Origin of the sequence: Streptomyces sp. NPDC048392, from assembly GCF_043200575.1 — a bacterium.
Taxonomy (GTDB): Bacteria; Actinomycetota; Actinomycetes; order Streptomycetales; family Streptomycetaceae; genus Streptomyces.
In genome coordinates this window covers 67810-80974 of sequence record NZ_JBICYB010000004.1, presented here as the reverse complement: position 1 = coordinate 80974, position 13165 = coordinate 67810, and the positions used below count along the sequence as shown (strand labels likewise).

12 protein-coding genes are annotated in these 13165 nt (G+C 71.1%); 1 reads left to right on the top strand and 11 read right to left on the bottom strand.

Translation table 11 applies throughout. The features are described from left to right. Positions 1-6: 6 nt before the first annotated feature. The 5 genes from ACGFYH_RS08550 to ACGFYH_RS08530 form a co-directional block, all read right to left on the bottom strand. On the bottom strand, positions 7-852 hold the full coding sequence (locus ACGFYH_RS08550; protein WP_393802371.1) for a carbohydrate ABC transporter permease: 846 nt from the start codon (positions 850-852) through the stop codon (positions 7-9). Next, positions 849-1841: a carbohydrate ABC transporter permease gene (locus ACGFYH_RS08545; RefSeq protein WP_393802370.1), complete on the bottom strand. Its 993-nt coding sequence runs from the start codon at positions 1839-1841 to the stop codon at positions 849-851. Before ACGFYH_RS08545 ends, ACGFYH_RS08550 begins: the two co-directional genes overlap by 4 nt. After that, the gene (locus ACGFYH_RS08540) at positions 1838-3136 is read right to left on the bottom strand and encodes an extracellular solute-binding protein (RefSeq protein WP_393802369.1); all 1299 of its coding nucleotides are present in this window, start codon (positions 3134-3136) and stop codon (positions 1838-1840) included. The genes ACGFYH_RS08545 and ACGFYH_RS08540 overlap by 4 nt, the downstream gene beginning before the upstream one ends. 198 nt (positions 3137-3334) lie before the next feature. Beyond that, positions 3335-3619 (bottom strand): DUF3039 domain-containing protein, encoded by a 285-nt coding sequence (locus ACGFYH_RS08535; RefSeq protein ID WP_030402030.1) that lies wholly within the window; start codon positions 3617-3619, stop codon positions 3335-3337. A 30-nt stretch (positions 3620-3649) separates the two neighbouring features. Continuing rightward, entirely contained in the window at positions 3650-4222 is a 573-nt protein-coding gene (locus ACGFYH_RS08530; RefSeq protein ID WP_382820834.1) for a YqgE/AlgH family protein, read from the bottom strand. 233 nt (positions 4223-4455) lie between these two features. On the opposite strand from ACGFYH_RS08530, the gene murA reads away from it, so the two are divergent. After that, positions 4456-5802, top strand: coding sequence for a UDP-N-acetylglucosamine 1-carboxyvinyltransferase (murA, locus tag ACGFYH_RS08525; protein WP_393802368.1), 1347 nt, complete (start codon positions 4456-4458; stop codon positions 5800-5802). A 186-nt stretch (positions 5803-5988) separates the two neighbouring features. Here murA and ACGFYH_RS08520 read toward each other — a convergent pair whose 3' ends face one another. The 6 genes from ACGFYH_RS08520 to ACGFYH_RS08495 all read right to left on the bottom strand — a co-directional run bounded on the left by ACGFYH_RS08520 (position 5989) and on the right by ACGFYH_RS08495 (position 13141). Beyond that, positions 5989-6270: an HU family DNA-binding protein gene (locus ACGFYH_RS08520; protein ID WP_003950507.1), complete on the bottom strand. Its 282-nt coding sequence runs from the start codon at positions 6268-6270 to the stop codon at positions 5989-5991. A gap of 353 nt (positions 6271-6623) precedes the next feature. Continuing rightward, positions 6624-8039 carry an NAD-dependent malic enzyme gene (locus tag ACGFYH_RS08515; protein ID WP_393802367.1) on the bottom strand — a complete coding sequence of 472 codons (1416 nt, stop codon included), beginning with the start codon at positions 8037-8039 and terminating at the stop codon, positions 6624-6626. A 441-nt stretch (positions 8040-8480) separates the two neighbouring features. Next, positions 8481-10808 carry a HelD family protein gene (locus tag ACGFYH_RS08510; RefSeq protein ID WP_393802366.1) on the bottom strand — a complete coding sequence of 776 codons (2328 nt, stop codon included), beginning with the start codon at positions 10806-10808 and terminating at the stop codon, positions 8481-8483. Positions 10809-10915: 107 nt separating this feature from the next. Continuing rightward, on the bottom strand, positions 10916-11701 hold the full coding sequence (locus tag ACGFYH_RS08505) for a zf-HC2 domain-containing protein (protein ID WP_393802365.1): 786 nt from the start codon (positions 11699-11701) through the stop codon (positions 10916-10918). Between the two features lie 59 nt (positions 11702-11760). Then, complete coding sequence (locus ACGFYH_RS08500; protein WP_393802364.1) at positions 11761-12285, bottom strand: sigma-70 family RNA polymerase sigma factor; 525 nt, start codon at positions 12283-12285, stop codon at positions 11761-11763. 265 nt (positions 12286-12550) lie between these two features. Next, a complete protein-coding gene (locus ACGFYH_RS08495) occupies positions 12551-13141 on the bottom strand; it encodes a CGNR zinc finger domain-containing protein (RefSeq protein ID WP_393802363.1) in 591 nt (196 codons plus the stop codon). Positions 13142-13165 lie beyond the last annotated feature (24 nt).

The window sequence follows — 13165 nt, the reverse complement described above, 5'->3', positions numbered from 1 at the left end:
ACGAGGTCAGTCCTTCACCGCTCCGCCGAGGCCGGAGACGAGTCGTCGTTGTACGAGTACGAAGAAGACCAGCACCGGAACCGTCATCACCGTGGACGCGGCCATGACGCCGCCCCAGTCGGGATCGTCCGGCTTGTAGAAGACCAGCAGCGCCATCGGCAGCGTCGACTGGGAGGTGTCGCTGATGATGAACGACTTGGCGAACAGGAAGTCGTTCCAGGTCGAGATGAAGGAGAAGACACTGGTGGCCACCAGTCCCGGGAGGACCAGCGGGAAAAGGATCTGCCACAGAAAGCGCGCCCGGCTCGCGCCGTCGATGCGGGCGGCCTCCTCCAGGGCTTCGGGCACGGCTTTCACGAAGCCCCGCAGCATCCAGATCGCGAAGGGCAGCGAGAAGGCGATGTGGGGCAGAATCAGCGAGCCCAGCGTGTTCAGCTGGCCGAGGTCCCGCATGAGGAAGAACAGCGGGATCGTGAGCGCTTCCACGGGCACCATCTGGGCCACCAGGAACATGATCAGCAGGGTGGTCCGGAAACGGAACCGGAAACGCGTCACCGCGGTCGCCGCGAGGAACGCGATCAGCGCCGAGGCGATCACGACGGTACCCGCCACGAGCAGGCTGTTGAGAAAGTACCGACCGAATTCCTGTTGCCCGAAGACGCGCCGGAAGGAATCCAGTGAGGGCGCCGACGTCCAGGGCCTGGGCTCGCTCGACTCGATCTCCCCGGCCGGTTTGAAGGCGCTCAGCACCATCCAGTACAGCGGGAAGGCGACCACGACCGCGATCAGCAGCGCGGAGGTCTCCGCGGCCAGCCGCCACGGACGGCGCACACGCGCGCGCGGAAGATTCACAGCTCCTCCCCCTGGCGGCGCAGCAACCGCAGGTAGACCAGCGTCACGACGAGCAGGATCAGCAGCATGACCACGCCGATCGCGGAGCCGAGGCTGTACTGCGAGGACGCGAACGCCTTCTGGTAGGCGTAGACGTTGAGGACGAGGTTCTGGCCGGCGATGCCGCCGCCGTTCGTCATGACGTAGATCTGGGTGAAGACCTTGAAGTCCCAGATGACCGACTGGATGGTGACGACCACCAGGATCGGCCGGAGCATCGGCGCGAGCACCGAGCGCCAGATCCGCCACTGCGAGGCGCCGTCGAGCGCGGCGGCCTCCAGGACCTCGGACGGTACGGCCCGTATCCCGGCGTAGACGGTCACCATGACGAACGGGAAGGAGCACCAGACGACTTCCAGCAGGACGAGCAGGAAGGCGCTGTAGCGCCCGTACGTCCAGGAGTGGTCGCCGAGGCCCAGCATCCGGTTGACGGGGCCGAAGTCCGGGTCGAACAGCAGCAGCCAGACCGTCGACCCGGTGACCGCCGGGGTCGCCCAGGCGCCCAGCCCCGCCAGCATCAGCGCCAGGCGCGGCACGGCGCGCACCCGCGTGAGCAGCACGGCGAGCGCGCACCCGACGGCCAGCGTGGAGACGACGCAGGCGGCGGCGAACACGACGGTGGCGAGCAGCACCCGCCAGAACTCGCCGTCCGCGAACAACTCGGTGTAGTTCCCGAATCCCTGGAAGGTCGTCGGTTCACCGCCGGACACCTGAGCCTGCGTGTACTCCAGAAGGGAGATCAGCCCGAGCTGGTAGACGGGGTAGACGAGCAGCCCGCCGAGGACGGCGAGAGCCGGGGCGAGATACAGCCAGGGGGTACGGGAGCCGCGCCCCGAGGGGTGCGGGGCCGTGTCGGATCCGCGGCCGGCGCCGCGTGGGCGCGACAGGCCGCGGCGCACCGTCGCCCGCCCACGGACCGCACCCGCCGAGCCGGAAGGCGGCACGCTCATCCGGCGGAGCCGAACGCGGCGTCCATCTTCTTCGCGGCGTCCCCGGCGGCCGCGTCCACGTCCTTCTTGCCGCTGACCACCTCCTGGAACATCGTCGGCAGCACCTGCGAGGAGTCGATCGTCGCCCACGCGGGAGAGGCCGGGACGAACTTCGTGCCTGCGGCGAGCGTGTCGACGAACGGCTTCACGAACGGCTCCTCGGCCGCCACCTGCTGCCGTACGTCCGCGAAGGTCGGCAGGAAGCCCATCGCGTCGAACAGCTCGCCCTGCGCCTGCTTCGACGCGAGCCGCTTCATCAGGTCGACGGCGAGGGTGCGGTGCGAGGTGCTCCGCAGGACGCCGATGTTGTTGCCGCCCGCGAAGGCGGGGGCGATGGAGCCGGACTCGACGCCCGGCAGCGGCACGACCGCGTACTTGCCCTTCACCCGGCCGGCCTCCACGGCCTGGTGACTGAAGTCGCCGCCGATCGCCATGGCCGCCTTGCCCGAGGCGAAGGCGGTGACGGTGTCGTTGCCGCCCATACCGGCGCACTTGGCGGCCGGGCAGTTGTCGTCGCCGAACAGGGAGGTGTACGCCTTGATGCCCTTCCGGGCGGCGGCGCCGTCGATGGCCGAGGCGTAGGAGCCGCCCTTGCCGGTGGCCAGTTCGCCGCCGTTGACCCAGATGAAGGGCATGGCGCCGTACGTGTAGGCGCCGCCGACCGCGATTCCGTACAGGCCGGGCTCGGCGGCCCTGGCCTTCTTGGCGGTGGACGCCAGTTCGGCCAGCGACGTGGGGGCCTCCAGGCCCAGTTCACCGAAGACGTCGGTGCGGTAGTAGAGGGCGCGTACGCCGACGAAGTAGGGGGCGCCGTAGACCTTTCCGTCCACGGTGACCGACTGGCGGGCGGTGGGGTCGGTGTCCCTGGCCTCGTCCCAGGCCGCGAAGTCCGCACTCACGTCGGCGAGTCCGCCGTCCTTCACGTACCCGGCGGTGTCGGTGTTGCCGAACTCGATGACGTCGGGGGCGCTCTCCGGGTCGTTGAAGGCGGCCTTGATGCGCTGGGCACGGGTCTCGACGGGGATGTACTCGACGGCGACCTCCGTGTCCTCGTGCGCCTTCTCGAAGCCGGCCAGGACGGTGTCGACGACCTCTTCCTTCGGCTTGTTGTTGACCTCCTGGAAGAGCCAGACGCGCAGGGTTCCGCTCTTCTCGTCCTCGCCGGAGGAGGAGTTGTCGGACGTCTGGGGGGCGCATGCGGTCGCTGCGACCACGGCGGCGGCCAGCAGTACGGCCAGGCGGGGGGCGAGCTTCATGGAGTGTTCCTCCGGACGTGCGTTGCAACATATGCAATGACGGTTTCGCTCTGCACAACAAGCAGGAGATTAGGGACCGGATGAACCTGTCCACAAGAGGTCTGAACCAGTTCGTGACGCACGAAGGCCCCCGGAGTGCGCGCGGGCACACTCCGGGGGCCTTCGGGAAGATCCGAGAGGACTGTCCGGGCAGAAGCGCTACTTCTTGTCGCCGCCCTTGCCCTCGTCCCCGCCCCCGCTCATGGACTCGTAGATCTCCTTGCACATGGGGCACACGGGATACTTCTTCGGGTCGCGGCCCGGCACCCAGACCTTGCCGCACAGCGCCACGACGGGCGTGCCGTCGAGGGCGCTCGCCATGATCTTGTCCTTCTGGACGTAATGCGCGAAGCGCTCGTGATCACCGTCGCCGTGGGACGTCTGCGGCGTCGGCTCGACGAGGGTCCCCGTACCAGTCCCGCGCTCGGGCTCGAGAGTGCTCATAACCGCCAAGGGTACTGAAGCTCACACGCTTCAGTTGAGCGACGGGTCGTCCGGATACGTCGCCACCATCGCCAGGTCGCCCCGCTGCCGGCGCAGGACCTCGCGCCAGAGTCTCTCCGGGAACGGCGAGGAGACGTCGCCGGGCTCGGACTCGACCACGTACCAGGCGCCCTCGGTCAGCTCGTCCTCCAGCTGCCCGGGCCCCCATCCGGCGTACCCGGCGAAGATCCGCAGGGCGCCCACGGCGGACGCCAGCAGCTCCGGCGGCGCCTCCAGGTCCACCAGGCCGATCGCGCCGTGCACCCGGCGCCAGCCCAGCGGCGCCCGCTCGCCCGACGCCCCGCCGGGGACGACGGCGACACCGAGGGCCGAGTCCAGCGACACCGGGCCGCCCTGGAAGACGACGCCCGGCTCGCCGGCCAGGCCCGCCCAGTCCTCCAGGATGTCGCCCACGTCGACCGGCGTGGGACGGTTGAGGACGACACCGAGGGAGCCCTCCTCGTCGTGGTCGAGGAGGAGCACCACCGCACGCTCGAAGTTCGGGTCCGCCAGGGCGGGCGTTGCCACGAGCAGCCGCCCCGTGAGCGAGGACACCTCGGTCATGCCAGACATGATCCCGCATGTTCCCCTCCCGTGGGGAGGCAATCGGAGGCACGGGAGTGAACACGCCCCCGCGCACGCCCCTCGGCCGTGACCCCCCGTACGCGCCGGTGAACACCGCGTGTTGTGACAAATCCATGACGTTGTCCGACCGTGCGGAGGCGCACTGAAGGGGGGTACAAGACGATTACCCTTTCCCTTCTGGCCCCTGCCCAACCCCACGGAACGCGAGATTCATGACCGTCAACGGCGCTGATGACGTACTGCTTGTCCACGGCGGGACCCCGCTGGAGGGCGAGATCCGGGTCCGCGGGGCGAAGAACCTCGTGCCGAAGGCCATGGTGGCCGCCCTGCTGGGCAGTGCGCCGAGCCGGCTGCGCAACGTGCCGGACATCCGCGACGTGCGGGTCGTACGCGGACTGCTGCAGCTGCACGGGGTGACCGTCCGTCCGGGTGAGGAACCCGGCGAGCTGGTGATGGACCCGACCCACGTGGAGAGCGCGAACGTCGCCGACATCGATGCCCACGCGGGCTCGTCGCGCATCCCGATCCTGTTCTGCGGCCCGCTGCTGCACCGCCTCGGGCACGCCTTCATCCCCGGTCTGGGCGGCTGCGACATCGGCGGCCGGCCCATCGACTTCCACTTCGACGTGCTGCGGCAGTTCGGCGCGACGATCGAGAAGCGGGCGGACGGCCAGTACCTGGAGGCTCCGCAGCGGCTGCGCGGTACGAAGATCAACCTGCCGTACCCGTCCGTCGGCGCGACCGAGCAGGTCCTGCTGACCGCCGTGCTCGCCGAGGGCGTCACGGAGCTGTCCAACGCGGCCGTGGAGCCGGAGATCGAGGACCTGATCTGCGTCCTGCAGAAAATGGGCGCGATCATCGCGATGGACACCGACCGCACGATCCGCGTCACCGGCGTGGACGAGCTGGGCGGCTACGCCCACCGGGCCCTCTCGGACCGCCTGGAGGCCGCCTCCTGGGCGTCGGCCGCGCTGGCGACCGAGGGCAACGTCTACGTCCGGGGCGCCCAGCAGCGCTCGATGATGACGTTCCTGAACACCTTCCGGAAGGTGGGCGGCGCCTTCGAGATCGAGGACGAGGGCATCCGCTTCTGGCACCCGGGCGGCCGGCTGAAGTCCATCGCCCTGGAGACGGACGTGCACCCCGGCTTCCAGACCGACTGGCAGCAGCCGCTGGTGGTCGCGCTGACGCAGGCGACGGGGCTGTCCATCGTGCACGAGACGGTCTACGAGTCCCGGCTGGGCTTCACCTCCGCGCTCAACCAGATGGGCGCCCACATCCAGCTCTACCGCGAGTGCCTGGGCGGCTCCCACTGCCGCTTCGGCCAGCGCAACTTCCTGCACTCGGCCGTGGTGTCCGGCCCGACCAAGCTGGAGGGGGCCGACCTGGTCATCCCCGACCTGCGCGGCGGCTTCTCGTACCTGATCGCCGCCCTCGCCGCCCAGGGCACCTCCCGGGTCCACGGCATCGACCTGATCAACCGGGGCTACGAGAACTTCATGGAGAAGCTCGTGGAGCTGGGCGCGAAGGTCGAGCTGCCGGGCAAGGCACTGGGCTGACCGCGGCACGTACGCCGATGGGGCGGCCACCCGGACTCGGGTGGCCGCCCCATCGGCGTTACGGAGCAGCGTCCCTGCGAGGGGCGCGGGGGACTGCGCGACCAGCCGCGTCCGGCCCGCGGCCGCGCACGGCCCGCGGGCCGGACGGACGGTCCGCGCAGTTCCCCGGCGCTCGATGCGGAGCGATTACTTGCCCTTGGCGGCTTCCTTGAGCTTGGAGCCCGCGGAGACCTTGACGCTGTAGCCGGCCGGGATCTGGATCGGCTCGCCGGTCTGCGGGTTGCGGGCGGTGCGAGCGGCACGGTGGGTGCGCTCGAAGGTCAGGAAGCCGGGGATGGTGACCTTCTCGTCGCCCTTGGAGACGATGTCGCCGACAACCTCGGCGAACGCGGCCAGCACGGCGTCGGCGTCCTTGCGAGTCACCTCGGCGCGGTCGGCCAGCGCGGCCACCAGCTCACTGCGGTTCATGTTGTTACTCCCGTGTTCTTCTTGCCATTGAGGCGTGCCACGCGGCGGAGCCGCATGTTGGGCACAGCGATGCCGATGCTGCCAGGGCCCTCTGACATTCCCCGGACCCGGGTCGGTCGTCAGACCCTCGCGCCCAGGGAGGCATCCTGCCTCCACCTGCGGCGGTAAAGCCAATCCGGCACCCCCAGGAGTCGTGAGAACACCCTTGGGAGTCACACGCCGAGAGGGCCTGAGCCTTGCGCAACCCTAGAGGGCGACCCGAGGCCCGACATCCCGCGACGCGCCGGTGGGGCGGCCCCGCCGTGGTGATCCTCACCACCACGCCACAGGCCGCCTTCCCCGGCCGGGGGAACCTACGCCACCACTCCGGCGGCCTTCGCCGCCTCTCGCACGGCGCCCGCGACGGCACCGGCGACCTTGTCGTTGAAGACGCTGGGGATGATGTAGTTCGGGTTGATCTCGTCCTCGGTCACCACGTCCGCGAGGGCGTGCGCGGCGGCCAGCATCATCTCGGTGTTGACCGTGCGGGACTGGGCGTCCAGCAGACCGCGGAAGACACCCGGGAAGACCAGCACGTTGTTGATCTGGTTCGGGAAGTCCGAGCGGCCGGTGGCGACGACCGCGGCCGTCCGGCGGGCGATCGCCGGGTCGACCTCGGGATCGGGATTCGCGAGCGCGAACACGATGGCGCCCTCGGCCATGGCGGCCACGTCCTCGCCGTCGAGGACGTTGGGGGCGGAGACGCCGATGAAGACGTCCGCGCCGTGCACGGCCTCCTTGAGGGTGCCGGTGAGGCCCTCGGGGTTGGTGTTGTCGGCGATCCAGCGCAGGGCCGACCCGGGCGCGGCGTCCACCAGGTCGGCGCGGCCGGCGTGCACGACGCCGTGGATGTCGGCGACGACGGCGTTCTTGACGCCCGCGGCGATCAGCAGCTTGAGGATGGCCGTACCGGCGGCGCCCGCGCCGGACATGACGACCCGTACGTTCTCGATGGGCTTGTCGACGACGCGCAGGGCGTTGGTCAGGGCGGCGAGGACGACGATGGCGGTGCCGTGCTGGTCGTCGTGGAAGACGGGGATGTCGAGGGCCTCGCGCAGCCGGGCCTCGATCTCGAAGCAGCGCGGCGCGGAGATGTCCTCCAGGTTGATGCCGGCGAAGCCCGGGGCGATGGCCTTGACGATCTCGACGATCGCGTCGGTGTCCTGGGTGTCCAGGCAGAGCGGCCAGGCGTCGATGCCGGCGAACCGCTTGAACAGGGCCGCCTTGCCCTCCATCACCGGCAGCGCGGCCTTCGGGCCGATGTTGCCGAGGCCGAGCACCGCCGAACCGTCCGTCACGACCGCAACGGAGTTGCGCTTGATCGTGAGGCGGCGGGCGTCCTCGGGGTTCTCGGCGATCGCCATGCAGACCCGCGCCACGCCGGGCGTGTAGATCATGGACAGGTCGTCGCGGTTGCGGATGGGGTGCTTGGACGCCATCTCGATCTTGCCGCCGAGGTGCATGAGGAAGGTACGGTCGGAGACCTTGCCCAGGTTGACGCCCTCGACGCCGCGCAGCTGCTCCACGATCTCGTCGGCGTGGGAGGTCGAACCGGCCGCGATGGTGACGTCGATACGGAGCTTGTCGTGGCCGGAGGCCGTGACGTCGAGGCCGGTGACCGAGCCGCCTGCGGACTCGACCGCGGTGGTGAGCTGCGAGACCGCGGTCCCGCCCGCGGGCACCTCCAGTCGGACCGTCATCGAGTAGGAGACGCTGGGCGCCGTTGCCATGGCCGACTTCCTCTGCTTTCACCGTGTAACTGGGTTGTGCCGTCCGATCGTCGCACCTACCACTGAGTACGTGGTAGCCACCCCGGATTGCGAACTTTTTGTTCGTGGCACTTTCGGAAAACGACTTCCACCATACGAGAAGTGGCCCGTCGGGGGAAGGGCCCGCCGGAACACCCGGGCAGGACGCGGCCCGGCCACGCAAGGAACCCGCGGGACGGGAATTGTCTTGCGGGGATCGTTTGTTACCTTGGACGTGGCACCGGCTCGATCCAAGCCCCCGGGCCCAACCATCGTCGCTACGAGCGACCACTTGCCGCGAGGCGAGCATGGCGGGCCGGTGCCGCTCAGACGAAGAGAAGACGAGAGGCCCGCGCCGCCGGACGGCGCGGGCCTCTCGCATTGCTCCCCCGCATGCCGAGCCGGTGCCCCGGCCCGGTGCGCTCAGTCGCGGAGCAGGTCCGGCACCCCCGCGGCGTCCGGCTCGTCCCGCTCGCACGAGACGACCGTCAGCTGCTGGGTGGCCCGGGTCAGGGCGACGTACAGCACGCGCAGGCCGGCGGGCGACTCGTCGGCGATCTCGGCCGGGGAGACGACGACCGTGGCGTCGTACTCCAGGCCCTTCGCCTCCAGGCTGCCCAGCGCGACCACCCGGTCACCGAGCCCGGCCAGCCAGCGCCGGGCCTCCTCGCGCCGGTTCATGGCGACCACGACGCCGACGGTGCCGTCCACGAGGCCGAGCAGCCGGTCCGCCTCCGCCCGGACCGTCCGGGCGAGGGAGTCCCGCACCACCGTGAAGCGCGGCTCCACACCGGTCGAGCGCACGGCCGTCGGCGACTCGGAGCCCGGCATGGCGAGGGCGAGCACCCTGGCGGCCAGCTCGGCGATCTCGGCCGGGTTGCGGTAGTTCACGGTCAGCTCGAAGCGGCGGCGCGGTCGGGTGCCCAGGGCCTCGTCACGGGCCTGGGCCGCCTCGTCGGGGTCGGACCAGGAGGACTGGGCCGGGTCGCCGACGACGGTCCACGTGGCGTGCCGGCCGCGGCGGCCGACCATCCGCCACTGCATGGGCGTGAGGTCCTGCGCCTCGTCGACGATGACGTGCGCGTACTCGGTGCGTTCCTGGGCCAGCCGCTCGGCGCGCTCCCACTGGGTCTCCTCGCGCTGCGGCATCAGCTCCTCCAGGCCGGTGAGCTGGTCCAGCGGGTCCGCCTCGCGCTGCTTGCGGGGCCGGGCCGGGGTGCCGACGATCGCCTGGAGCTCGTCGAGCAGGGCGATGTCGTGCACGGAGCGGCCCTCGCGCCGCAGTGAACGGGCCACCTTGCGGACCTCGCCCGGGTTCAGGACACGCCGGGCCCAGCGGCCGAGGCGCCGCTCGTCCGCCATGGCCGCCAGCACGGCCCCCGGGGTCAGCTCCGGCCACCAGGCGTCCAGGAAGCCGGTGAAGGAGTCCTCGGCGCTGACGTCCTCGTCGAAGGAGGAGCGCAGCTCGGCCGCCAGCTCGGGGTCGGTGTGCCGGGCCCCGGCGCCCGACCTCTCCCACAGCGCGTCCAGGAGCAGGCGTCGGGCGCGGGGGCGCAGCAGGTTGACGGGCGCGGTGCCGCCGAGGACGGTGCGGCGGATGCCGTCCAGCTCCCCGGCCTCCAGTTCGAGGCGGCGGCCGAAGGCGACGACCCTCAGCAGGGTCGGCGAGCCGGCCGGCTCCAGCGCTCCGCGCGCGGCCCTGCGCAGCACCCTGAGCATGCGGGAGGAGCCCTTGGCACGGGCGGTGGCCGGGGAGTCGTACAGCGTGGCCTCGGCGCCCTCGACCAGGGAGCCGATCGCGCGGATGGCGACCTGGCCCTCCTCGCCGAGGGAGGGCAGTACGCCCTCGGTGTACGCCACGAGCAGCGGCGTCGGCGAGACGATGAGGATGCCGCCCGCGTACCGGCGCCGGTCCTGGTAGAGGAGGTACGCCGCCCGGTGCAGGGCGACGGCGGTCTTGCCGGTGCCGGGGCCGCCCTCGACGTAGGTCACGGAGGCGGCGGGGGCGCGGATCACCTGGTCCTGCTCGGCCTGGATGGAGGCCACGATGTCCCGCATGGAGTGCGTACGGGCCTGGCCGAGGGCGGCCATCAGGGCGCCGTCGCCGACGACGGCCAGCTCCTCGCCGTCCAGGCGGGCCGTGATCCCGGGCCGCATGAGGTCGTCCTCGACGCCGAGGACGCGCCGCCCCTTGGAGCGGATCACCCGGCGGCGCACGACCCGGCCCGGGTCGACCGGCGTGGACCGGTAGAAGGGGGCGGCGGCGGGCGCCCGCCAGTCGACGACCAGGGGGGCGTAGTCCTCGTCCAGGACGCCGATGCGGCCGATGTGCAGGGTCTCGGCGATGTCGGCGGTGTCGTCGGGCCGCAGGGCGCCCTCGGCGGGCTCCACGGCCGTGTACGCGCCGTCCGGGCCCTTCTTGCCGTCCTTGCCCGGGAGCAGGTCGATGCGGCCGAACAGGAAGTCCTCGAACTCGTTGTTCAGGCGGTTGAGGTGGATGCCGGCCCGGAAGACCTGCGCGTCCCGTTCGGCCAGGGCGCCGGGCGTGCCGACGTGGCCGCGCTGGGCGGCGTCGTGCATGAGGAACTCCGCCTCGTGGATCTTCTCCTCGAGGCGGCGGTACACCCGGTCCAGGTGTGCCTGTTCCACGTTGATCTCTCGGTCCCGTACGGAGTCCTCCCGTACGGAATCCTCCCGTGCGGAGTCGTGCACCGAGTCGACCGCTGAGTCCTGTTGAGCCTGTGCGGCCACCGGGCCCCCTTCTGACGTGCTGGGCAGCCGTCAAAAATACGCGAAGGGGGCCCGGGAAGCTACGGCGCGCCTGGAGCGGGCCTCAGGGCCCGTCTTTTGGACGGACCCTACGCGTCGACCTCCACCAGTCGCTTCCCGTCGAAGGTCATGACCTCGAAGTGGGCGATCTGGTTGGGCTCGAAGGCGGCGCCGCCGTGCACGTAGAGCGGTTTTTTTGCCTTGTCGGTGGTGGCGTCCGGGATGCCGTAGCCCCAGTCGGGGACCGTCCAGGAGGTGAGCGTCTCCCGCTCGCCGTTCTTGCCGACGGCGATCAGGGAGCACTTCTGGGGGCCCTTGAGGTTCTTGAGCTCCAGGACCGTCTCGGTGCCCCAGGCCTTCTTCTCCAGGGCCACGGTCGCGCTGACCCGGGTGGCCGGGTCGGTGGCGGTGACCCGGTCCGGCATGGCGGCGAAGGCGGACTCGGCGGGGCTCGCGGCCTGCTGCGACGACTCGGTCCTGCGGCCGCCGCCGGTGTCGTCACCGCCACCGCCGCCCGTGGTCGCCACGGCGGCGAACGGGCCGCCGATGATCAGCGCGGCCGCGGTGCCCACCAGGTAGAAGTTGCGGCGGCGTTTGCTCGCACGGCGTTCGGCGACCTCGTCGACGAGCTTCTCCGAGAGCCGCGGGCCCGGCCTGGCGGTCAGCGACTCGGCGATCGCGGGCGTACCGGTGCCGGGCAGGTCCGCGAGCGCGGCCATCATCGGCTCCATGCCGGCCAGCTCGTCGAGCTGCTGGGCGCACCACTCGCAGGTGGCGAGGTGGGCCTCGAAGGCCGTCGCCTCCGCGTCGTCGAGAATCCCGAGGGCGTAGGCGCCGACGGTCTCGTGCTCGTTCGGCGCCGGTGATCCCTCCATGGGGACAGGATTACCCGTGTCCCCCGGGCCGAATCCCTGAACTCCCCCGTACCCGCTCATCACGCCGTCACCCCCCGCTCCTCCAGAGCCAGCTTCATCGAACGCAGGGCGTAGAACACCCGGGAGCGAACGGTGCCGCTGGGTATGCCCAGTGTCTGCGCCGCCTCGTTGACGGTACGCCCCTTGAAGTACGTCTCGACGAGAACCTCCCGGTGAGCCGGGGTCAGGTCGTCGAGCGCGTCCGACAGCGTCATCAGCCACAGCGCCTTGTCGATCTCGTCCTCCGCGGGGATGACCTCCAGCGGCGACGGATCGACCTCCTGCGGCCGGGCCTGCCGGCTGCGGTGGCCGTCGATGACGATGCGCCGGGCGACCGTCACCAGCCAGGGGCGTACCGATCCGGTCGCACGGTTGAGCTGACCGGCGTTCTTCCAGGCACGGATGAGCGTCTCCTGGACGACGTCCTCGGCGCGCTGGCGGTCCCCCGCGACCAGCCGCAGCACGTAGGCCAGCAAGGGGCCGGCGTGCTCGCGGTACAGCGCGCGCATCAGCTCCTCGTCGGGTTCCGGGGACGACTGCGACATGCGATGTCGGGCCCTCGCACCACGTTCATTGGCCACGACGGAATCCTTGCGCACGCCCACCTCCGATGTCCGGGGGTTCCCCCAGTCGGTCGCTCGCCCATTCGGTACGGACGCGAACTGCGGTGTGTTCAAAGCGGGATGAGAGTTTTCCCGGGGGTGGCGTGACGAGAGGGACACGGCAGCACATAACCGCCCCTTTCTCTTCACCTTTCTGTCACGCGGACACCGACGAAACCCCCGGCCGCCCGGCCCCCGCAGGCGCGGTTCAGCGGGCGAGGGCGGCGCGGCGGCGGTGCCGGGCGACGCGCTCGCGGTTGCCGCAGATCTCGCTGGAGCACCAGCGCCGGCGGCGGCCGCGGGAGGTGTCCACGTAGACGATGGGGCAGTTGTCGCCCGCGCACTGCCTCAGGCTCGCCCGCGCGACGGGGTCGGTGAGCAGCTCCACGGTGTCCCGGGCGAGAGCGCCGAGCAGCGCCGCGCACTGCGGCGGCCCGGTCAGCCGCCGCACCAGCGCGCCGTCCTCACCGGGGACCGCGCGGGGTGCGGGGGGTGCGGCGAGGGCGAGTTCGTTGACGCGGGCGAGCGCGAGCTCGTACGGGTGGGTGCGGGGGACCGGCCGGGTACGCACCAACCTCGCGGTCTCGCCGCGCAGTTCCCGGAAGCCGGTCAGCCAGGCGGTGTCGGCGTGGGTCAGCGGGGTGCCGGGCGGGACGAGTCCGGAGCCGGTGATCCAGGCGCGCAGTGCGGCCAGGGAACCGAGGCGTTCCACGGGGTGGGTGGTGGCGATGAGGTCCAGACAGATCCGCCCGGTGTCGAACCGCAGCTCGTACGGGTCGGTGGCCGTACCCAGTGCCATGTTCCTGTCACCGCCTAGGGCTTG